At 74.7% G+C, this 20,784-nt stretch carries 22 protein-coding genes; 14 read left to right on the top strand and 8 right to left on the bottom strand.

Going from position 1 to position 20,784, the window contains the following annotated elements:
- Positions 1 to 126: 126 nt before the first annotated feature.
- The 3 genes from PV342_RS24190 (at position 127) to PV342_RS24180 (ending at position 3,925) form a co-directional block, all read left to right on the top strand.
- The gene (locus PV342_RS24190) at positions 127 to 684 is read left to right on the top strand and encodes a Clp protease N-terminal domain-containing protein (protein WP_400807737.1); all 558 of its coding nucleotides are present in this window, start codon (positions 127 to 129) and stop codon (positions 682 to 684) included.
- Positions 685 to 696: 12 nt separating this feature from the next.
- On the top strand, positions 697 to 1,689 hold the full coding sequence (locus PV342_RS24185; RefSeq protein ID WP_500318660.1) for an EamA family transporter: 993 nt from the start codon (positions 697 to 699) through the stop codon (positions 1,687 to 1,689).
- 715 nt (positions 1,690 to 2,404) lie between these two features.
- Complete coding sequence (locus PV342_RS24180) at positions 2,405 to 3,925, top strand: FG-GAP repeat protein (RefSeq protein ID WP_500318659.1); 1,521 nt, start codon at positions 2,405 to 2,407, stop codon at positions 3,923 to 3,925.
- An 8-nt stretch (positions 3,926 to 3,933) separates the two neighbouring features.
- Here the strand turns inward: PV342_RS24180 and PV342_RS24175 are convergent, their stop codons facing one another.
- On the bottom strand, positions 3,934 to 4,572 hold the full coding sequence (locus PV342_RS24175) for an FMN-binding negative transcriptional regulator (protein WP_400807728.1): 639 nt from the start codon (positions 4,570 to 4,572) through the stop codon (positions 3,934 to 3,936).
- A gap of 14 nt (positions 4,573 to 4,586) precedes the next feature.
- The gene (locus PV342_RS24170; protein WP_361004822.1) at positions 4,587 to 5,258 is read right to left on the bottom strand and encodes a pyridoxamine 5'-phosphate oxidase family protein; all 672 of its coding nucleotides are present in this window, start codon (positions 5,256 to 5,258) and stop codon (positions 4,587 to 4,589) included.
- Positions 5,259 to 5,284: 26 nt separating this feature from the next.
- Here PV342_RS24170 and PV342_RS24165 point away from each other — a divergent pair, with 26 nt between their 5' ends.
- Positions 5,285 to 6,625 carry an aminotransferase class I/II-fold pyridoxal phosphate-dependent enzyme gene (locus PV342_RS24165; protein WP_400807723.1) on the top strand — a complete coding sequence of 447 codons (1,341 nt, stop codon included), beginning with the start codon at positions 5,285 to 5,287 and terminating at the stop codon, positions 6,623 to 6,625.
- Positions 6,626 to 6,644: 19 nt separating this feature from the next.
- On the opposite strand, the gene PV342_RS24160 is transcribed toward PV342_RS24165, so the two are convergent.
- Entirely contained in the window at positions 6,645 to 7,634 is a 990-nt protein-coding gene (locus PV342_RS24160) for a DMT family transporter (protein WP_018558644.1), read from the bottom strand.
- A gap of 68 nt (positions 7,635 to 7,702) precedes the next feature.
- Here PV342_RS24160 and PV342_RS24155 point away from each other — a divergent pair, with 68 nt between their 5' ends.
- Positions 7,703 to 8,617, top strand: a complete 915-nt coding sequence (locus PV342_RS24155) for a LysR family transcriptional regulator (protein ID WP_386991723.1) — start codon at positions 7,703 to 7,705, stop codon at positions 8,615 to 8,617.
- 12 nt (positions 8,618 to 8,629) lie between these two features.
- Entirely contained in the window at positions 8,630 to 9,475 is an 846-nt protein-coding gene (locus PV342_RS24150) for a hypothetical protein (protein ID WP_500318658.1), read from the top strand.
- Here PV342_RS24150 and PV342_RS24145 read toward each other — a convergent pair.
- A complete protein-coding gene (locus PV342_RS24145) occupies positions 9,472 to 9,942 on the bottom strand; it encodes a pyridoxamine 5'-phosphate oxidase family protein (RefSeq protein WP_400807715.1) in 471 nt (156 codons plus the stop codon). The two genes, PV342_RS24150 and PV342_RS24145, sit on opposite strands and share 4 nt — an antisense overlap.
- Before the next feature lie 85 nt (positions 9,943 to 10,027).
- Between PV342_RS24145 and PV342_RS24140 the strand changes: the two genes are divergently transcribed.
- Entirely contained in the window at positions 10,028 to 10,720 is a 693-nt protein-coding gene (locus PV342_RS24140; protein WP_500318657.1) for an isochorismatase family protein, read from the top strand.
- On the opposite strand, the gene PV342_RS24135 is transcribed toward PV342_RS24140, so the two are convergent.
- The gene (locus PV342_RS24135) at positions 10,686 to 11,168 is read right to left on the bottom strand and encodes a Rieske (2Fe-2S) protein (protein ID WP_400807710.1); all 483 of its coding nucleotides are present in this window, start codon (positions 11,166 to 11,168) and stop codon (positions 10,686 to 10,688) included. The genes PV342_RS24140 and PV342_RS24135 overlap by 35 nt on opposite strands.
- A 202-nt stretch (positions 11,169 to 11,370) precedes the next feature.
- Between PV342_RS24135 and PV342_RS24130 the strand changes: the two genes are divergently transcribed.
- The 5 genes from PV342_RS24130 (at position 11,371) to PV342_RS24110 (ending at position 15,101) form a co-directional block, all read left to right on the top strand.
- A complete protein-coding gene (locus tag PV342_RS24130) occupies positions 11,371 to 12,189 on the top strand; it encodes a HipA family kinase (protein ID WP_386991731.1) in 819 nt (272 codons plus the stop codon).
- A 47-nt stretch (positions 12,190 to 12,236) separates the two neighbouring features.
- Positions 12,237 to 12,578 carry a DUF3037 domain-containing protein gene (locus tag PV342_RS24125; protein WP_051102031.1) on the top strand — a complete coding sequence of 114 codons (342 nt, stop codon included), beginning with the start codon at positions 12,237 to 12,239 and terminating at the stop codon, positions 12,576 to 12,578.
- A 119-nt stretch (positions 12,579 to 12,697) separates the two neighbouring features.
- Positions 12,698 to 13,459 (top strand): 3-oxoacyl-ACP reductase FabG, encoded by a 762-nt coding sequence (fabG, locus tag PV342_RS24120; RefSeq protein ID WP_018558636.1) that lies wholly within the window; start codon positions 12,698 to 12,700, stop codon positions 13,457 to 13,459.
- 22 nt (positions 13,460 to 13,481) lie between these two features.
- Positions 13,482 to 14,243: an SDR family oxidoreductase gene (locus PV342_RS24115; protein ID WP_089224549.1), complete on the top strand. Its 762-nt coding sequence runs from the start codon at positions 13,482 to 13,484 to the stop codon at positions 14,241 to 14,243.
- Positions 14,244 to 14,420: 177 nt separating this feature from the next.
- The gene (locus PV342_RS24110; protein WP_089224550.1) at positions 14,421 to 15,101 is read left to right on the top strand and encodes a uracil-DNA glycosylase; all 681 of its coding nucleotides are present in this window, start codon (positions 14,421 to 14,423) and stop codon (positions 15,099 to 15,101) included.
- A gap of 69 nt (positions 15,102 to 15,170) precedes the next feature.
- On the opposite strand, the gene PV342_RS24105 is transcribed toward PV342_RS24110, so the two are convergent.
- Both PV342_RS24105 and PV342_RS24100 read right to left on the bottom strand, forming a co-directional pair.
- Positions 15,171 to 15,680: a DinB family protein gene (locus tag PV342_RS24105; protein ID WP_400807705.1), complete on the bottom strand. Its 510-nt coding sequence runs from the start codon at positions 15,678 to 15,680 to the stop codon at positions 15,171 to 15,173.
- A 40-nt stretch (positions 15,681 to 15,720) separates the two neighbouring features.
- Positions 15,721 to 16,317 carry a TetR/AcrR family transcriptional regulator gene (locus PV342_RS24100; RefSeq protein ID WP_400807704.1) on the bottom strand — a complete coding sequence of 199 codons (597 nt, stop codon included), beginning with the start codon at positions 16,315 to 16,317 and terminating at the stop codon, positions 15,721 to 15,723.
- A gap of 589 nt (positions 16,318 to 16,906) precedes the next feature.
- Here PV342_RS24100 and PV342_RS24095 point away from each other — a divergent pair.
- Together PV342_RS24095 and PV342_RS24090 are read left to right on the top strand one after the other, a co-directional pair.
- Positions 16,907 to 18,118: an FAD-dependent monooxygenase gene (locus PV342_RS24095; RefSeq protein ID WP_386991741.1), complete on the top strand. Its 1,212-nt coding sequence runs from the start codon at positions 16,907 to 16,909 to the stop codon at positions 18,116 to 18,118.
- A gap of 13 nt (positions 18,119 to 18,131) precedes the next feature.
- Complete coding sequence (locus PV342_RS24090) at positions 18,132 to 19,046, top strand: Gfo/Idh/MocA family protein (RefSeq protein WP_018558632.1); 915 nt, start codon at positions 18,132 to 18,134, stop codon at positions 19,044 to 19,046.
- On the opposite strand, the gene lnt is transcribed toward PV342_RS24090, so the two are convergent.
- A complete protein-coding gene (gene lnt, locus PV342_RS24085; RefSeq protein ID WP_500318656.1) occupies positions 19,018 to 20,547 on the bottom strand; it encodes an apolipoprotein N-acyltransferase in 1,530 nt (509 codons plus the stop codon). The genes PV342_RS24090 and lnt overlap by 29 nt on opposite strands.
- Between the last annotated feature and the right edge of the window lie 237 nt (positions 20,548 to 20,784).

The following is a 20,784-nucleotide window of genomic DNA, read 5'->3' as shown; positions in this document are numbered from 1 at the left end:
CGGCTCCGGGGCCGCCGTCATCCCTGAGGAGGACACGTCGCACGGGCGCACCCCTCCGGCGCAGGACGGCGGAACGGTACCGCGTGGCGATGCCGCGGGGCGGTGCGGCCTGATGGGGTGGAGGGCGTGCACTGGAACGACTCGCGGCTCGGGGCCGAGCTGCGCACGGTGACCGCCGCGGGCCGGCGGCGCGCCACGAGGGACGGGGACCGGCAGGTGGACACCGCCCACCTTCTGCACTCCCTCCTCGAGGCCGACCCGATGGCGCGCGAGGCCGTCGACGCCGCGGCGGGTACGGCGGGTACGGCGGGCGCGGCCGGCGGCGGGCGGGTGGCGCGCGTCCTCGGCTACCTCGCGCAGCGCACCATCGGATACGGCATCGCCTGGCGGGACGCGGTGGAGGACGCCGGCGCGAGGACCGTGCTCACCGCCGTCGAAGCGCCCGGCTGGAGTCCGGCCGCAGCCGCGGCCCTGCGCGCGGCCGCCGGCCACGCCGCGGAACGGGGCGCGCCGCGGGCCGGCGGCACGGACCTGCTGGCCGCGCTCGTCGCCGACCAGGGCAGCCGGGCGGCGCAGGTGCTGAGGTCGGCGGGGGTCGAACCGCAGGTCCTGGCCGTGCGGCCACCCCTGCCGCGCGGCGCGAACGACAGCCGCTACCGGGATGACGGTCCTGTCGCGAGCTGACATCATGGCCCGATGCATGTGTCTCAGGGGAGGAACGCCGGGCTCTGGCTCGCGCTGGTTTCCGCGTTCGCGTTCGGCGGTTCGGGGGTGGCGGCCAAGCCGCTGATCGAGGCGGGGCTCGACCCGCTGCATGTGGTGTGGCTGCGCGTGACCGGCGCCACGCTCATCATGCTCCCCGTGGTGCTGCGGCACCGGGCGCTCCTGCTGCGCCGCCCCGGCCTGCTGCTCGGCTTCGGGCTGCTCGGTGTCGCCGGTGTCCAGACGCTCTACTTCGCGGCCATATCCCGCATCCCGGTCGGTGTCGCGATCCTCGTGGAGTTCCTCGGCCCGGCGCTGCTGCTCGGCTGGGTGCGCTTCGTCCAGCGCAGGGCGGTCAGCAAGGCCGCCGCGATCGGTGTCGTGCTCGCCGTCGGCGGCATGGCCGCGGTGGTCGAGGTGTGGTCCGGGCTCGCCTTCGACCCGCTGGGCCTGGCCCTCGCCTTCGGCGCCGCCTGCTGCCAGGTCAGCTACTTCGTGCTGGCCGACCACGGCAGCGACGGCGACGACGCCCCGGACCCGGTCGCCGTCATCGCGTACGGCCTGGCCATCGGCGCCGTCGTGCTGACCGCGGTCTCCCGCCCCTGGTCGATGGACTGGTCGGTGCTCACGCGGCAGGCGGCGCTCGGCGAGACGGACGTGCCCGCGGTCCTGCTCGTCGGCTGGGTCGTGCTGGTGGCCACCGTGCTCGCGTACCTGACCGGCGTGGTCGCCGTACGCCGGCTGTCACCGCAGGTGGCCGGGGTCGTCGCGTGCCTGGAAGCGGTGGTCGGCACCGTCTTCGCATGGGTGCTGCTCGGCGAACACCTCGGCACGCCGCAGATCATCGGCGGCACGCTCGTACTGGCGGGCGCGTTCGTCGCCCAGACCGCCAAGAAGCAGGGCCCGACGACGGTCGTGGCCTCGGGCAGCCCAGTCGACACCGGCACCGCCGCGCCTGCCAGACCGGTGTCCGGCGTGGGGCAGTAGCGCCGGCAGTTCGGCTGTCCCGCCGTCTCGCGCCCTGCGGGCGCACAGCGCCGGCTGCGGACGGGGGGCGGCGGTCCGGGGCGCTCGGCGGTGTGCGGGTGGGCGGGTGGCCTGGGTACCCGGAGCGGGCCGCGTCTTCGGTGCCTGGGTCTCGTTGCCGTCCTCGGATGCAGACGGCCGCTTCCACGCCTCCTGCCGGTGCCGGGCGCGCCCGCCGTGACGCGCCTCCGCGGCTGCTTCGGGGTGCTGCCGGTGGCTTGAGGGAGAACGGGCCCGCTTTCAGCGGCATGGACGTCGAAACAGAGCCCGATGCCGGGGAATCACCCGCAGACGCCGCTCACGGCGGGCCCGCCACACACCAAGAGTGGGCGTGGTCACCGGCCATCTGCACGCGCGGGCGGCGACGGGACCGGTACCGGACGAACAACCCGCCCCGCTCCGGCGTCTGCACCCAGGCCACCCACCCACCCGCGCACGGCCGACCAACCCCGGCCCCCCCCAACCCTCCCGTCCGCAGCCCGCCGCTGTCCGCACGAAGGGCGCGAGGCGAACCCGCGCCCGCCCACCGGCGTCACCACGCCCGACCGGCGACTGTCTCGCGTCCCCCTACAACCCTTTCCTCTCACGGCGTGTCAAAGACGGTGCCGGAGAAGGAAACGGGCTCTTTCCGGACACCCCCGCACCGCCCGGTCGTTCTTGAGTGAAGGAGCCGCTCATGCGCAAGAACCGCTCGGCTGCGGTCACCGCGGCGTCATTTCTCCTCATCACGGGCGCGGCCATCGCCACCGCGTCCCCTTCCGCCGCCGGGACCCCCGGCGGCACCCACGCGAGCGATCGCAACCGGGACTTCAACGGCGACGGGTACGAGGACGTGCTGACCGGCGCGCCCGGCGCCACGGTCGGCGGCCGTTCCGGCGCCGGTGCCGTCACCGTGCAGTACGGCGGCCCCAAGGGGGTCACCACCAGCGCCGGTGTCTTCAGCCAGAACACCTCCGGCGTGCCCGGCGCCGCAGAGACCGGCGACGCCTTCGGCCAGGCCGTGGCCAGCGGGGACCTCGACGGGGACGGGTACGACGACGCCGTCGTCGGCATCCCCGGCGAGGACCTGGGCGGCGTCGGCGCCGACGCGGGGGGCGTCGTGGTCCTGTGGGGCTCGGCGAAGGGGCTGTCCGGCGCCGCGAGCGACTGGCTGCAGTCCGTCAGCGCCATGAAGGGCGACCGGTTCGGCAGCGCCCTGGCCGCCGGGCACTTCACCACCTACGTCCCGGGTGACCTGCTCGCCGTGATCGACAAGGTGGGGCTGTCGATCTTCCAGTACGAGTCCGTGCCGCAGGGTGCCGCCCGCAAGGGCGGGGACGCGGGGACCTTCACGCCCTTCAAGGACCGGCGGCGCACGCCGCTCGCCCGGCAGTCGGAGGGGCCCGGCATCGCGCCCACCTCGCTGACGACCGGCGACTACGACGACAACGGCCTGGCCGACGTCGTCGTCTCCGGTGTCAGCCTGGGGAACGAGCCGGGCCACGGCTGGTCGTACGTCATCCTGAGCGACGACGTCGATCCGCTGCCCATCACCGCCCTGCGCGGCGGCCCCGTCGTCGCCTCCGGCGACGTCAACGGCGACGGCTTCGACGACCTGGTCACCGGGGAACCGCACAGCCCCGACGACGGCGGCGAGTTCGTGAACGGTGGCCAGGTGGGCGTCTACCACGGCAGCCGGGACGGGCTGGTGGGCCAGGAGGGACCGGGCACCCCGCCGTACTGGTGGACGCAGGACAACCCCGGTGTGCCGGGCGTCGCCGAGCGCGGTGACGGCTTCGGCGCCGACCTCTCCGTCGGCGACGTCAACCGCGACGGTTACGCCGACGTGGCGATCGGCTCCCCCGGAGAGGACATCGGCAGCGTCGCCGACGCGGGGGCCGTGTGGGTGCTGCGCGGTTCGGCGCGGGGTCTGACCGCCGCCGGTGTCCTGGACGTCAACCAGAACACCGCGGGCGTCCCGGGCACCGCCGAGAAGGCCGACAAGTTCGGCGGCCAGGTCTCCTTCACCGACCCCAACCGCGACGGCTACTACGGTCTGCTCGTCGGGGCCCCCGGTGAGAACACCGACGACGGCGTGGTGTGGGTGTTCTCGGCCGGGGCCGGCGGCCTCAAGCTGCCGGGGAGCTGGACGTACGGCGGCGGCTCGGTCGGCGCGCCCTACCAGAACGCCCGGTACGGCGCGGCGATGGACGACTAGGCCGCGGCCTAGCCGCGCTGCCCGAGGCGGCGCAACTGCCGGGTCCGGGCGGCCTCGTCGCCCGGACCACCGCGCTCCGCCAGCAGTTCGGTCACCCGCCGCTGCGTCTCGAGCGGCCGGTTCCCGCCGAACTTGAACTTGGCGCGGACGTCGGCGACCTCCAGCCGCAGCCCGCGGATGCCGGGCAGCATCCGGCCGAACGGCGCCTCGCCGGGGACGACGGGGGCGTGGTCGCCGCGCGGCTGGAAGTGGGCGAGCTGCCGGTGCAGGAGGTCCGCCTTCTCCTGCGGGTCGTCCACGAGGTGGGCCACGCAGAGCAGTTGCACGGCGGCGTAGTAGCTGGTGGGCGTGCCGTGCTCGGGCGGGGTGCCCTCGGGGGCGTGCCAGGCGCCGGGGATGAAGGCGTGGTCGCCGACGACGCTGAGCGTCACCCGGGGGTGGGCCTCGATCGCGTTCCAGAGCGGGTTGGGCCGGGCGAGGTGGGTGACCGCCTCACGCCGTGCGGCGTCGTAGGCGAAGTGCACCGGCTGGACGAACGGGGGTTCGCCGCCGAGTCCGTTGACGGCGAGCTGGCCGAAGTCGTGCTCGGCCAGCCAGTCCTGCCACTCGGCCTCGTCGACGGCGGCGTCCCAGGGGTGGACGAGCATGCGCGGGGCTCCCTTCAGCGCGTGGTGAGGTAGTCCGGGGCGGCGATCGACGGGTCGAGGTCGTCCGCGGGTTCGGGTGTTCCGTAGGCGCGGGTGACGGGCAGCACGCCCGTCCAGTGGGGGAGCGCCAGGTCCTCGGGGTCGTCGCCGGGGCCGCCGGTGCGCACCTTGGCCGAGACCTCGTGCAGGTCGAGGGCGATGACGGCGGTGGCGGCCAGTTCCTTGGCGTTGGCCGGGCGGGAGTCGGCGACCCGGCCGGGCACGATGTGGTCGACCAGGGCGTCCAGGGCGGCGGAGCGCTCGGCGGGGTCGGTGACCTGGCGGGCCACGCCGTGCACCACCACGGAGCGGTAGTTGATGGTGTGGTGGAAGGCGGAACGGGCCAGCACGAGCCCGTCCAGGTGCGTCACGGTCAGGCAGACCGGGAGCCCGGTGTCCTCGCCGGCGCCGCGCAACGGACGGGAGCCGGTGGAGCCGTGCACGTAGAGCCGCTCGCCGACGCGGGCGTAGAGGGTCGGCAGCACGACCGGCGCCCCGTCGCGGACGAAGCCGAGGTGGCAGAGGTAGTCCGCGTCGAGGATCGCGTGCACCAGCTCGCGGTCGTACGAGGCGCGCTCGCGGCTGCGGGTGGGGACGGTGCGGTCGGTGGGAGCGTACGCGTCGGCAGCGGAGGGCGTGGCGGACATGGCACGATCCTTTGCACTAGTGCATAATGCTGTTTGTGCTAGGAGAGTACACGTTCACCGGCCGGGGCGCAGCGGACATCGCGGCGAGCGTCGAACGGGCCATCGGCGAGGGCGCGCTCGCCCCCGGCGCCGCGCTGCCGCCGCTGCGGGAGCTCGCCGCCGGACTCGGCGTCAACCCCAACACCGTCGCCGCCGCCTACCGCCTGCTGCGCGACCGCGGCGTCATCGAGACCGCGGGCCGCCGCGGCAGCCGGGTGCGGCGGCGGCCGGCGACCACGGCGCGCGACGAGATCCGCCCGGAGGTGCCGCCCGGGGTGCGGGACCTGTCCACCGGCAATCCGGACACCGCGCTGCTGCCACCGCTCGCGGAGGCGCTGGCCGAGGCCGCGGCGCGCAACGCGCGGCAGCCCATGCTGTACGGGCACGCCCCGGTCGAGGAGGAGCTCGCCGCCCTGGCGCGGGCCGCCTTCGACGCCGACGGGGTGCCGGCCGGGCCGGTCGGGCTCACCTCCGGTTCGCTCGACGCCATGGAACGCGCGCTTACCGCCCACCTGCGGCCGGGGGACGCGGTGGCGGTGGAGGACCCGGGATGGGGCAGCGTCTTCGACCTCGTCCCGGCCCTCGGGCTGCGCGCCGTCCCGGTGGGCGTGGACGACGACGGGCCGCTCCCGCACGACGTCGACGCCGCCCTCCGGCAGGGCGCGCGGGCGCTGATCGTCACCGACCGCGGCCAGAACCCGACCGGCGCCACGCTCTCCGCGGCGCGCGCCGGCGAACTGCGCACGGTCCTGGGGGGCCACCCGCGGGTGCTCGTCATCGACGACGACCATGTGAACGGACTGACCGAGCTGCCCCTGCATCCGCTCGCCGGCAGCACCCCGCACTGGATGCTGGTCCGCTCCACCGCCAAGGCCTACGGCCCGGACCTGCGGCTGGCCGTGCTCACCGGCGACCCGGTCACCGTCGACCGGGTCCGCGGCCGCTACCGGCTGGGGCCCGGCTGGGTCAGCCATCTGCTGCAGCACACCGTCGCCCACCTCTGGCGCACCGGTGCGGTCGACGTCCCGGCCGTCTCCGCCGCCTACGCCGCGCGCCGCGACGCGCTGGTGCGGGCGCTGGCCGACCGGGGTGTCGCGGCGCACGGCCGCAGCGGCATGAACGTCTGGGTCCCGGTGCCGGACGAGACCGCGGCCGTCGCCCGGCTCCTGCAGTCGGGCTGGGCCGTGGCGCCCGGCGCGCGCTTCCGGCTGGACTCCCCGCCGGGCATCCGCGTCACCGTCTCGCCGGTCACGGTGGACGAGGTCCCGGCCCTGGCCGAGGCGGTCGCCGGCGCGGTCCGCCCGCTCCGCGCGGGGCGCTTCGGCTGACCGGGCGCGGACCGTGCGGTCAGCCCGCGGGGCGGCGCTGGGTCAGCGCCGCGCCGGCGAGCACCACAAGGGCGCCGACCGGTTCGTTCCACGTCAGGCGCTCGTTCAGCAGGGCGACGCCGGCCGCGGTCGCGATGACCGGGATCAGGTAGGTGACCATCGTGGCGATCGTCGGGCCCTTCTCCGCGACGATCCCGTACTGCAGCAGGAAGGCGATCCCGGTGCCCAGCGCGCCCAGCGCCACCACCGACAGCGTCGGCCACAGCGGGAACGAGGCGGGCACGGAGGTGAACAGCGGCGTCAGCACGGCCAGTTGGACGGTGCCGAGGAGCAGCTGCGCGGAGGACATCGACAGCGCCGAGTTGCCGCTGCCGCTCAGGGTGCGGCGCACGTAGATCCAGCCCACCGCGTAGCTCGCGGAGGCACCCAGCGCCATCGCGGTGCCCGCCGGGTCCGTCCCGGAGAAGCCCTGCCAGGCGCCGAGCACGGTCAGCACGCCGACGAAGCCGATGCCGACCCCCGCGACCCGCTGCCGGGTCGGCTTGTCGTCCGAGAGCGCCACCACCGACAGCACCATGCTCCACAGCGGGGTCGTGGCGTTGCATATCCCCGCGAGCGTCGACGGGATCGTCAGCTCCGCGTACGCGAAGAGTGTGAACGGCACTGTGTTCAGCAGCAGCGCGGCGACCGCCATGTGCCCCCAGGCGCGCGCGCCGCGCGGCAGCCGCTCCCGCTTCAGGGCGAAGGCGGCGGCCAGCACCGCGGTGCCGAACGCCATGCGGCCGAGCGCGACCTGCAGCGGGGCGTAGGCCTCGGTGCCCACCTTGATGAACAGGAAGCTGAAGCCCCAGATGAGCGCGAGCACCGCCCAGCTGACGCGCCAGTCGACGACGAGGCGGCGGCGCGCGGTGGCGGAGGGGGCGCCGGTGACGGCGGCCGGTGGGGCGCCGGCGGTGGAGGGGGCGGCCACGGCGTCCGGGCGGCGGGTGCTGGGTGCGCTCATGGCCATCACGATGACGGATCGAACCTCTTAGGACAAGTGAGAAAACCTGCCGCTGATCGCGTAGTGTTGCTTACATGTTGAACCTCGAGCGCCTGCGCATCCTGCACGCGATCTCCACCTACGGCTCGGTGAGCGCCGCGGCGGACGTCCTGCACGTGACGACCTCCGCCGTCTCCCAGCAGATGGGCAAGCTCGAACGCGAGACCGGACAGATCCTGCTCGCCAAGAACGGCCGAGGGGTCCGACTCACCGACGCCGGCCGGCTGCTGTCCGGGCACGCCGACCGCATCCTCTCCCTCGTCGAGCTCGCCCACTCCGACCTGGAGGCGCACCGCGGCGCCGCGGTCGGCGAACTGCGCATGGCGGCCTTCCCCACGTCGGTGCGCGGGCTGTTCCCGCAGGCGCTCGCCGCGACGCGGCGCGACCACCCCAAGCTGCGCGCGATGGTCCACGAGATGGAGCCCCAGGACGCGCTGGCCCGGCTCGTCCGCGGCGACATCGACCTCGCGGTCGTCCTCGACTGGTACAACAAGCCGCTGTCGCTGCCCGGGGGCCTGGCCAAGGAGCCGCTGCTCGACGACATCGCCGACGTCGTCGTCCCCGAGGGCCACCACCTGGCCGGCCGTGCCGAGGTCGACCTCGGCGAACTCGCCGACGACGACTGGATCGCCTGGCCGGACGGCGGCTTCTGCCACGAGTGGCTGCTGTTCACCCTGCGCGGCAAGGGCGTGGAACCGCGCATCGCCCACCACGCCGAGGAGCACCCCACGGTGCTGGCCCTCGTCGCCGCCGGCCTGGGCGTCGCCGTCGTCCCGCGCCTGGGCCGCGGCCCCCTCCCGGCCGGGGTCCGCGCCATCCGCGTACGGCACACCATGAAGCGCCACATCTACGCCGTCTGGCGCTCCGACGCCGACCGCCGCCCCGCCATCCGCGCCGCCGTCGACGCCCTGCGCCGGGCGGGGGAGGACGTGGCGGCCGCCGACGTCTGAGACCATCCCCGCATGGCTGACTGGGCGACGTACGTCCTCGTGCGCGAGGACGGCGGGCACGAGGTGTACGAGGCCCGCTTCGGCGCGATCGGTCTCGACCTCGACCTGCTCGCCGGTCCCGACGTCCTGGTGCAGGTCCTCCGGAAACGCCCCCGGGCCGAAGGCTGGCGCGACGAGGTGTGGTGCCAGGCGGCGGCGCTGATCGACCTGCGGCAGAGGGTGCTGCTGTTCTTCGCCTGGGAGGGGCCCGTCGTCGAACTGGGCCACCGCGCCGCCGTGTGGCAGGCGCTGCGACGCGCCTGGCCCGGCTGGCAGCTGCGCTGGACCTACGACGGTCCCGCCGAACTGCGTTCCCACCTCGGCCTGGATCCCGAGGCCGTACGGGAGACCGGCGGCTCGACCTGTCCGGACGGCGCCCTCGCGACCGGTGACGGGGAACTGGCCGAGCGCGATCCCATGATCCGGGTCGTCACGGTCGGCGCCGACCGCTGCCATCTGCTGTCCTCCGCCAACCACCACCCGGTGGCCGAAGGCCCGGCGCTGCTCGACCGGCTCGCGGGGGCGCCCGACCACGGGCGATGTGTCCTCGCCGCGGACTCCGGCCTCCATGTGGACCCGGCGCGGCGCCGGGTGGGCTGGTGGCTGCTCGGTGCCCAGGCCGGGGCGCCGCGGATGGCCTCGCGCTGGCGGGGGTGGACGGTGGAGTTCTGGGCGGACCACTGGGAGGAGCACGTCCGTGCCTCCGGCGGCCGTTTCACGCCCCCGCTCGTCGACCGTGACCAGGCACTCGCCGAACTCCGCGACGCCGCACGAGGACGGCGCTCCGCCCTCGGGGACGCGGTCGTGCGCGTGCCCTAGCCAGGGTCCGGCATCTTGCGGAAGTCCCAGGAGACCACGGCGTCCGGGGTCAGGCGGAGCCAGGCGTGGCGGCCGTCGTGGGGCATGGACTCCAGGCCGAAGTTCTTGGCGGCGAACAGCCGCTCGACGGCCTCCAGGCCCGGGTGGGGCTCGCCGGTGCGGGGCGCCTCGCCCACGAACTCCACGGTGCCGGAGAGTTCGACGCCGCGCAGGTCCCCGTACTCCGTGCCGTCGTCGACGACGACCGCGACGCGCGGGTCGCTCCGCAGGTCGGCCCAGCGGCGGCTGCGGACGATCGAGTACAGCCACAGGGACGTGCCGTCCCAGGCGAACCACAGGGCGCCCACGTGCGGGCGGCCGTCGGGCGAGACCGTGGCCACGCGGCAGGTGCGCTGCGCGCCGAGGAAGGCGTCGACCTCCTCGGCGGTCATCATGATCCGGCGTCCGCGGCGCTGTGCGACGGCCATGTGCGCCCCCACTTCCCAGTCTGACGTTCCGTCAGATATGGTCACTCGGGACGACGGTAGGGCACCCGCGCGCGAGGGGGCAAGCATGGCGGACGGCACTCGGCACCGGCGGCTCGACGCGCTCCTGACCCCCCGGTCCGCCGCCGTGCTCACCGTCGAGTGCCGGCGCGGGGTGGTCGGCCCGGGCGGCGCGCTGCCGGAACTCGCGGCCGCCGTACGCGCCTCCGGGGCGCTGGAGGCCACCGCGCGGCTGGTCGCCGCCGCCCACGCGGCGGGCGCCACCGTGGTGCACGCGGTCGCGGAACGCCGCGCCGACGGCCGCGGGTCCAGCCGCAACGCGCGGATCTTCCGCGCCGCCGAACGGCTCCCCGTACTGCAGGTCGCCGGCACGCCCGCCGTCGAGGTGGCCGAGGAGACAGCGGTCGGTGCCGGCGACCTCGTGGTGCGACGGCTGCACGGGCTGTCGCCGGTCGCCGGCACCGGCCTCGACGCCGTGCTGCGCAACCTCGGCGTGCGCACGGTCGTCGTCACCGGGGTGTCGGCCAATGTGGCCGTCCCCAACGCCGTCTTCGACGTGGTCAACCTCGGCTACGAGGCGGTCGTGCCCGCCGACGCCATCGCCGGGGTGCCGCAGTCGTACACCGCCGACATGCTCCGGCACACCCTCGCGTTGGTCGCCACGGTCACCACCGCCGACGAGGTGATCGGCAGCTGGGAACGGTCCGGGCCGGGTCCCGGGGGACTCAGGCCAGGGCCACTGAGTCCCCCTCCACCTTGATGTTCGCCGCCGCCAGCGGCTGGGTCGCCGGGCCGTTGGCCACGCTGCCGTCCTTGATGCTGAACTTGCTGCCGTGGCAGGGGCAGTTGATCGTGCCGCCCGCGATCTCGTTGACCGCGCAGCCCTGGTGGGTGCAGATCGCGGAGAAAGCCTTGAACGAGCCCGCCTCGGGCTGGCAGACGACGACCTTCTTGTCCGCGAAGATCTTGCCGCCGCCGACCGGGATCTCCGAGGTCTTGGCCAGCGCCGCCTCGGCCCCGCCGCCGGCGGGCGCCGACCCGCCGGCCCCCTGGTCGCCGCCCTGCGGGGGCGCCGCGGGGCTGTAGGCGCCCGCGGAGTCGTTGGAGTCGCCGCAGGCGGCCAGCGCGGCCGCGAGCCCCGCCGCACCCACTCCGGCGACCACGGCGCGGCGGGTCGGAGCCCCTGCGATGCCAGTCGTCTCGGCCATGCGTCACACATCCTGTTGCCTCGTCCGTTCCGGACCGCCTGCCGGGGCCCGGGAGCGTGGGTCACGCCCTGCCCTGTCGTACGGACGAGATGGGTGGGCCGTTCAACCATCCCCTGAAAATTCCACCCGGGGGCAGGGACCAGGGCCGGGACGGGGTGACGGCGGTCCGCGGCCGCCGGAGGCCGGTCATTAGGATGCGTCCATGGAGGAAGTGACAGGTATCCGCTACGTCACGCCGTTGCGTGAGGGCGGATCGGTGCCCGGTGTCGTCGAGGCCGACGACCTGGGGACGTATGTGGTGAAGTTCGTGGGTGCCGCACAGGGCCGCAAGGCGCTGGTGGCCGAGGTGATCGCGGGGGAGCTGGCCCGGCGGCTGGGGCTGCGGGTGCCGCTGCTGGTGCGGTTCCAGTTCGACCCGGTGATCGGGCTGGGCGAGCCGGACCAGGAGATCCAGGACCTGCTGAAGGCCAGCGGCGGCCTCAACCTCGGCATGGACTTCCTCCCGGGCGCGCTCGGCTTCGACCCGCTCGTCTTCGAGGTGGGATCCGCCGAGGCGGGGCGGATCGTGTGGTTCGACGCGCTCGTCGGCAACGTCGACCGCTCGTGGCGCAACCCGAACATGCTGGTCTGGCACCAGGATCTCTGGCTGATCGACCACGGCGCCTCGCTGATCTTCCACCACAACTGGAAGGGCGCCGACCAGGCCGCCGACAAGCCGTACGACGCCGCCGACCACGCGCTCGCCCGGTTCGCCCCCGACGTGGAGTCCGCCGCCCGCGACCTCGCCCCGCGCGTGGACGAGGCGCTGCTGCGCGAGGTCACCGCCCAGATCCCCGACGAGTGGCTCGTGGACGAGCCCGGCTTCGCGGGCCCCGACGAGGTGCGGCGCGCCTACGAGCGGGTGCTGCTGGCGCGCGCCGGCACCGTGGGCGAGCGGATCGTCCTCGCCCCGAAGCAGCAGGAGAAGCAGGCGCCGCCGGAGTGGCTGCGCACCTGGGTCGAGGGGAAGGCCGCCAAGTGAGCACGGCGAGCGGGCGCGATGTGTTCGAGTACGCGCTGGTGCGTGTGATGCCGCGGATCGAGCGCGGCGAGCTGATCAACGCGGGCGTGCTGGTCTACTGCCGGGCCAAGTCCTTCGTGGGCGCCCGCGTCCACCTGGACGAGACGCGGCTGCGCTGCCTCGACCCCGACGTGGACGTCGCGGGGGTGCGGGCCGCGCTGCGCGGCTACGAGGGCATCTGCGCGGGCGGCGATCGGGCCGGGCAGGCGGCGGAGGACGATCCGGGGCGGCGCTTCCGGTGGCTGACGGCGCCGCGCAGCACCATCGTGCAGCCGGGCCCCATCCACACCGGGCTGACCGAGGACCCGGAGGCCGAGGTGGACCGTCTGCTGGATCTTCTGGTGCGCTGAGCCACATCGGCGCGGTGGGCGTTGACACAGGGTCACTGCGCTCCTACGGTTTCGGCTACGGGACGTACTAAGCGGTCGCTCACCTGCGCGACCGCTCCCCACAGGGCTGAGGAGAGCAGATGTCGACCACCGAGCAGCGCGTAGCGATCGTGACAGGGGCGGCGCGCGGCATCGGCGCCGCCACCGCCGTGCGCCTGGCCGCGGAGGGCCGCGCCGTGGCCGTGCTGGACCTCGACGAGACCGCGTGCAAGGACACCGTCGAGCAGATCACCAAGGCGGGCGGCCGGGCCGTCGCCGTCGGTGCGGACGTCTCCGACGAGGAGCAGGTCGCGGCCGCGGTCGCGCGCGTCGCCGAGGAGCTCGGGGCGCCGACGATCCTCGTCAACAACGCCGGCGTGCTCCGCGACAACCTGCTGTTCAAGATGAGCGCGGCCGACTGGGACACGGTCATGAACGTGCACCTGCGCGGCGCCTTCCTGATGACCCGCGCCGTCCAGAAGCACATGGTGGACGCGAAGTTCGGCCGCGTGGTCAACCTGTCCTCCTCCTCAGCCCTCGGCAACCGCGGCCAGGCCAACTACTCCGCCGCCAAGGCCGGCCTGCAGGGCTTCACCAAGACCCTGGCGCACGAGCTCGGCAAGTTCGGCGTCACCGCCAACGCCGTCGCGCCCGGCTTCATCGCCACCGACATGACCGCCGCCACCGCCGCCCGCATCGGCATGGGATTCGAGGAGTTCCAGGCCGCGGCCGCCACCCAGATCCCGGTGCAGCGCGTCGGCAACCCGGACGACGTCGCCAACGCCATCGCCTTCTTCACCGGCGACGCCGCGGGCTTTGTCTCCGGACAGGTGCTGTACGTGGCCGGCGGCCCGCTCGACTGACCCGCGACAGGAGACCCGCATCATGAGCACCCAGCCCGAGAACGGCCGCGTCGCGATCGTCACCGGAGCCAGCCGCGGCATCGGCTACGGCATCGCCGAGGCCCTGGTCGCCCGCGGCGACCGGGTCGTCATCACCGGCCGCAACGAGGAGGCGCTGAAGGAGGCCGTCGAGCGCCTCGGCGCCGACCGGGCCCTCGGCGTGGCCGGCAAGGCCCACGACGAGGCGCACCAGGCCGAGGTCGTCGAGCGCACGATGGAGGCCTTCGGCCGCGTCGACTACCTCGCCAACAACGCCGGCACCAACCCGGTCTTCGGCCCGCTCGCCGAACTCGACCTCGGCGTCGCCCGCAAGGTCTTCGAGACCAACGTCGTCTCCGCGCTCGGCTTCGCCCAGCAGACCTACAAGGCGTGGATGAAGGAGAACGGCGGCGCGATCGTCAACATCGCCTCCATCGCGGGCATCAGCGCCTCCCCGTTCATCGGCGCGTACGGCATGAGCAAGGCCGCGATGGTCAACCTCACGCTGCAGCTCGCCTCCGAGATGGCGCCCGGCGTCCGCGCCAACGCCATCGCGCCCGCGGTCGTCAAGACCAGGTTCGCCTCCGCCCTGTACGAGGGCCGCGAGGAGCAGGCCGCGTCCGCGTACCCGCTGGGCCGGCTCGGCGTGCCCGAGGACATCGGCGGTGCCGCCGCCTTCCTGCTCTCGGACGCGGCCGCCTGGATCACCGGCCAGACCCTGGTCGTGGACGGCGGCATCTTCCTCAACGCCGGTGTCGGCGCCTGAGGTTCGGCTTCGTCCGCACCCCGACGCTCACCGTCCCCGGTGTCTGCCGTCGCTTCGGCGGCAGACACCGGGGGCGCGCGGCGCCGTCCGGCTCGGCGGACCCCCGGCCGGGCGGATTGTCAGTGCGGAACGGTACGTTCGTCCCCAGTAACGGATCGCGTACCGGAGGTTCCCGTCGTGCCCATCACGCTGCCCGAGTCCTGGCAGGCCGTCCTCGGTGAGGAGCTGGAGAAGCCCTACTTCACCCAGCTGACCGAGTTCGTGGAGGAGGAGCGCGGGAAGCACAAGGTCTTCCCGCCGCGCGAGCAGGTCTTCGCGGCTCTGGAGGCCACTCCCTACGACAAGGTGAAGGTGCTGGTCCTCGGCCAGGACCCGTACCACGGCGAGGGCCAGGGGCACGGCCTCTGCTTCTCCGTGCAGCCCGGTGTCAGGACGCCGCCCTCGCTGCGGAACATCTTCAAGGAGATGAAGGAGGAGTACGGCTACCCGGTGCCCGACAACGGCTATCTGATGCCGTGGGCCGAGCAGGGCGTACTGCTGCTCAACGCGGTGCTGACGGTGCGCGAGGCGGAGGCCAACTCCCACAAGGGCAAGGGCTGGGAGAAGTTCACCGACGCGGTCATCAAGGCCGTCGCGTCCCGGCCCGACCCGGCGGTCTTCGTGCTGTGGGGCAACTACGCCAAGAAGAAGCTGCCGCTGATCGACACCGAGCGGCACGCGGTCGTCCAGGGCGCCCACCCGTCGCCGCTGTCGGCCAAGCTCTTCCTGGGCAGCCGCCCCTTCACCCAGATCGACGAGGCGCTCAAGGCACAGGGCCACGACCCGGTGGACTGGCGCATCCCGGACCTGGGCAAGTGAGGCCCGGTCCGGGCCGGGCGGCGCACGGGGGTCGTCGCCCGGCCCGGACCGAGGGGGGCGCTCAGGACGTCAGTCGCCCGTGACCCCGTCGATGCGCTCGCGGATCAGGTCGGCATGGCCGTTGTGGCGGGCGTACTCCTCGATCATGTGGACGTAGATCCAGCGCAGGGAGACCTCGTCCTTGCCGCGCCGCAGCCCGGCGTCGTCGAGCGACCGGCCGCGGGTCACCTCGCGGGCGTGCGCGATCTCTGCGCGCCAGGTGGCGAACGCCTCGGCGGTGTCGGCCTCGTCGAGGTCGTGGAACTCGCCGTCGGGGTCCGCGTCGGTGCGGTAGAGCGGGGGCACGTCTTCCCCGGCGAGGGCGTCGCGGAACCAGCCGCGTTCGACGCACGCCATGTGCCGGACCAGGCCCAGCAGGGTGAGGTCGGACGGGGGCGCGGCGGCCGTGCGCAGTTGTTCGTCGTCCAGGCCGGCGCACTTCATCGCGAGGGTGTCGCGATGGAAGTCCAGCCAGCTCTCCAGCATGGTGCGCTCGTCGGCGATGTAGGGCGGGTCGGTGCGCTCCGGTGACGTCGTCATGGCCGCCATGATGGCGGGGGCCACCGACACCGTCCACGGGTCAACCGCCGGAGCCGGCGCCGAGCATCCCCCGCAGCAGGTCGGCCGCCCCTGCCCGCAACTCGGCCTCCGGCGGCGGTGACGCGGACCCCGCACCGGCGACGGAGTGGAACAGGACGCCGTCGCACCAGGCGATGAGGGACCGGGCGTGACGTTCCGGCTCGGCGGAGCCCACGGCGCGCAGCATGGTTTCCAGCTGTTCGCGGAAGACACGGCCGGCGGTGTCGTAGACCACGCGCAACTCGGGGCGCCGGGTGGCCTCCAGGGCGAGCTCCAGCCGAGCGCGGGTGAGGTCGCGGGCCTCGGTGACCGAGCGGTGCAGGAAGAACGCGAGCAGCGCCGCCAGGCCTTCGGGTCCCGGTGCGGGTGCGGGGGTCCCGGAGTCGTAGGCGGTCTGCGACTCGCGGAGGGCCAGCCTGTGGACCGCCGCCTCCAGCAGGGCCGCCCGGGTCCGGGCGTGGTTGGACGTCGAGCCCTGCGGCAGACCGGCCGCCTCGTCGACCGCACGGTGGGTCAGCCCCCGCATCCCGCGCTCGGCGAGCAGCGCGAGTGCGGTGTCGGCGATCAGCTCGGCCCGGGACGTCTGCGCGGTGCTCATGACGGCAACCTACCGGCCCCGGCATCCCGCCCCGTCCCGACCGCGAGGGCTGAGCGGTGTGGGCCGCCGACCGGTCCCGGCGTGGCCGGGTGCACTCGGCCCCGGGCGCCGGCCGGACGGCTCGGCCGATGATCGGTCCGCCCTCCGGGGTGACGACGTTCCCGGCCCTCGATGACCGGTGACCGCCGTCGGCCCTCGCCTCTGCATGGATTCGCGTGATGCCGCTTCCGGGCAGCCCGGCTGGGCGCCACGCGGTACCCGTGACGCGTGGCGCGTCCTGCGCGGCGGAGGGACCCGGGTGGGCTGCCTGCGGGGTCTGGCGGCTCCGGGTGGAGGTCTCGGGCGGGCGCCCGCAGCGTGGCCGGGGAGTCCGCTCCGCGCGTCTGTCGGCGGTGGCGCGTCGTGGCCGGGCCCACCGCCGTCGGCAGGGGCGATCCGCGCGCCCCGCCTGCGCCGTCGCGGTCGTCGGACCTGCCGTCCCCTTCGTGCAGCCGGTCCGGTGCGGGGCACGGCGTCCTGCCCCTCCCGCCCACTACAGGTGTAGTACGGTAACAACTACACCTGTAGTGCCCGGGAGGGAGCGGACACCATGAGCCGTACATCGCAGCAGCCGCACGCCGTCGTCGTCGGGGCCGGGATCGGGGGCCTGGCCGCCGCCGTGGCGTTGCGCCGGCGCGGCTGGCGGGTGACCGTCCTGGAGCGGGCGACGGCGCTCGAGCCGGTCGGCGCCGGGATCGGCATCGCGCCCAACGCCCTGCGCGCGCTGGACGTGCTCGGGGTGGGGGACGCGGTGCGTGCGATGGCCGCCTTCCAGGGCGAGGGCGGGCTGCGGCGGCCCGACGGGCGCTGGCTGTCGCGGACCAGCGGTGAGGCCGCGGCCGAACGCTTCGGTGGGCCCGTGGTCGTCGCGCACCGGGCGGAACTGGTCGCCGTGCTCGCGGGTCTGCTGCCCGACGGCGCGCTGCGCACCGGAACCCGGGTCGTGTCGGCGTCCCCCGAAGGGAGGGTCACCACCGAGGACGGGACGATCGACGCCGATCTGGTGGTCGCCGCCGACGGGATCAACTCCGCCGTGCGCGGCGCGCTCTTCCCGGAGCACCCGGGGCCGGGCTACAGCGGGTTCACCAGCTGGCGCACGGTCGTGCCGGCACCCGCCGCGTACCTGCCGCACGAGACCTGGGGGCGCGGCCGGCTGTGGGGCACCGTCCCGCTCACCGGCGGCCGCGTCTACTGCTACGCCACCGCCGTGACCCCGCCCGGCGGCCGGGCCCCGGACGGGGACGAACGCACCGAGCTGCGGAGGCTGTTCGGCGACTGGCACGACCCCGTGCCCGGGCTGATCGACTCCGCCGCCCCCGGGACCGTGCTGCGCAACGACGTCCACCACCTCGCCCGCCCGCTGCCCGCCTTCCATCAGGGGCGCGTCGCCCTGCTCGGCGACGCGGCGCACGCCATGACGCCCAACCTCGGGCAGGGCGGCTGCCAGGCCCTGGAGGACGCCGTCGTCCTCGCCCACCTCGCCGCCCCCGAGGCGGGGGAGCAGGCCGTCGCGCGCGCCCTCGCCGCGTACACCGCGCAGCGGCTGCCCCGCACGACCCGCGTCGTACGCCGCTCGTGGAGCGTCGGGAGGCTCACCACCTGGTCGTCCCGGCCCGCCGTCGCCCTGCGCGGCGCCCTGTTCGCCGGCGTCGACCTGGTCGGCCCGCGCCTGGCCCTGCGCAGCCTCGACGGGATCGCCGACTGGCGCCCGCCGACCGGCCCGTATGCTGCCGACGGCACTGGTCAGGCACGGCAGGCGTAGGCGGGAGCGGCACATGGAACCCCTCAGGATCGGGGTCATCGGACTCGGCGACATCGCGCGCAAGGCGTACCTGCCGGTGCTCACGGCCCAGCCGGGGGTGGAGCTGCACCTGCAGACCCGCACCCGCGCGACCCTCGACACCGTCGGCGACACCCACCGCGTCCCGGTCGCGCACCGCCACGAGACCCTCGACGCCCTGCTCGACCAGGGGCTCGACGGGGCGTTCGTGCACGCCCCCACCGAGACGCACGTCGAGATCACCGAACGCCTCATCGCCGCGGGCGTCCCCGTCTACGTCGACAAGCCGCTCGCCTACGACCTGGCCGGGGCCGAGCACCTGGTGCGGCTCGCCGAGGAGCGGGGCGTCGGGCTCACGGTCGGCTTCAACCGCCGCCACGCGCCGGGCTACGTGCAGTGCGCCGACCACCCGCGCGACCTGATCCTCATGCAGAAGAACCGCATCGGGCATCCGGAGACCGCGCGTACCGTCGTCTTCGACGACTTCATCCACGTCGTCGACACCCTGCGCTTCCTCCTCCCCGGCCCCGTCGAGCACACCGACGTCCGGGCCCGGGTCCGCGGCGGGCTGCTCCACCACGTCACGCTGCAGCTGTCCGGCGAAGGCTTCACCGCGATCGGCGTGATGAACCGCATGAGCGGCTCCAGCGAGGAGGTCCTGGAGGTCATGGGCCAGGACAGCAAGCGCCAGGTGTTCAACCTGGCCGAGGTCGTCGACCACAAGGGCCAGCCCACCGTCCGCCGCCGCGGCGACTGGGTGCCTGTCGCCCGCCAGCGCGGCATAGAGGGGATCGCCCTCGCGTTCCTCGACGCCGTACGGCACGGCAGACCCCTCGACGCCCGCGACGCGCTGCTCACCCACGAGCTGTGCGAGCGCGTCGTCACCGCCGTGACCGAGCAGACCTCCTGAGCGCCGCCTCGTAGGCCCCCGCCCCGGCCAGCAGCAGCACCGCCAGCCGGGGCACCCAGTCCCCGAGCCGGTCGTACGGGCTGCGCCCGGAGTCCAGCGGCACGTCGTACACCTGCGCCGCGCTGCGCGACGTTCCCAGCACCGGGCCGAGCCGCTCGCCGCGGGCGTCGTGGACCGCGCTGATCCCCGTCAGCGTCGCGTGCACCATCGGCCGCCAGGACTCCGCGGAGCGCAGCGCCGCCAGCGAGGCGTGCTGCGCGGGCGCCCAGCTGCCCTGGAAGGAGGACGTGGAGGACTGCGCCACCAGCAGCTGCGCCCCGTCGTCCGCGAGGTGGCGGCTCATGTCCGGGAAGGCCGACTCGAAGCACACCAGGGGGCCCAGCCGCACCGGGCCCGCGTCCATGACCACCTGGTGCTCGCCCCGGATCCGGTCCTCACCGGCCGCCCTGCCCACCGACGTGGCCCAGCCCAGCACGGTGCGGGCCGGGACGTACTCGCCGAAGGGCACCAGCCGCATCTTGTCGTAGCTCGGGCCGGCCGGCCCGTCCGGGCCCATCAGCACCGAGGTCTTGGATATCCCGAGGCCGTCCGCCCGCCGGGCGTCGACGTTGACCAGGATGTCGGCGCCGACGTCCCGGGACAGCGCGGCCAGCCGGCCTGCCAGATCGGGGCGCGCCGACAGGTCGAAGCCGACGCTGCTCTCCCCCCACACCACCAGGTCCACGCCCTTGCCCGCGAGGGCACGGGTCAGCCGCTCCCCACGGTCGAAGCGCGGCTGCGGCCCGTCGATCACCCCCGGCTGCACCACCGCCACCCGCACGGACTCCCCGCCGCGGGCCGGGGCCGGTGCCCAGGCCCACACCGCTGTCGTGCCCACCGCCGCGGCCGCCAGCACCGAGCCCGCGGCGGCCCGGGACGAGGGCACGGCGAGGAGCGCGGCCAGCGCCGTGTTGACCGCCACCACCAGGAAGCTGACCAGCCACACGCCCCCGATCGAGGCCAGCCGCAGCGCCGGCGCGACCTGCCACTGGCTCGCCCCCAGCAGGCCCCACGGCCCGCCCAGGTACTCCCACGACCGCACCAGCTCGACCAGCAGCCAGGCGCACGGCACCAGGACCGTCGCCGCCACCACTGAGCGGCGGCCGGGCGTGCCGCCGAGCAGCCGCCGCACCAGCCACCCCCAGGGCGCCCACAAGGCGCCCAGCAGCAGCGCTATCAGCACGATGAAGACGTGCAGGCTCGGGATCAGCCAGTGGTGCACGGCCACCATGAACCCGGCCCCGCCCAGCCACCCGTCCAGGGCGGCCCGCCGCCCGGTCGGCGCGGCGCGCGCCAGCAGCATCCACGGCACCAGGGCGACGTACGCCAGCCACCACAGCGACGGCGCGGGGAACGCCAGCGCGGGCAGCGCCCCCGCCGCCGCGGCCGCCGCGCCGCGCGTCCAGGGCGAGGCGGCGGGCCGGGGGGAGGCCGTCGGCGGGTCATCGACCTTCAGCGTCACCTGCGCCACTCCTCACACTCGCCTGGCCTCAGTCTCGTCCGTCGGGGCGGCGTTGCCCAGAGGGCGACAGCGCGTGAGCCGGCGGTTCCGTGCGGTGCGCGCCGCCGCCCCGCGGCGCACGCCGGTTGAGAGTGCCCCTGCGGGGGACCGTGGTGAGCGGGAACGGCCATGAGGACGAGGACGTACCCATGGGAAGGCGCACCGGCCTCGGGGAGCGCGGGGAGGGGGAGGAGCGCC

The sequence above is a fragment of the Streptomyces sp. PA03-3a genome (genome assembly GCF_033792735.1).
GTDB lineage: Bacteria > Actinomycetota > Actinomycetes > Streptomycetales > Streptomycetaceae > Actinacidiphila.
The sequence above is the reverse complement of the archived record's forward strand: the minus strand, read 5'-3'. Positions and strand labels throughout refer to the sequence as shown.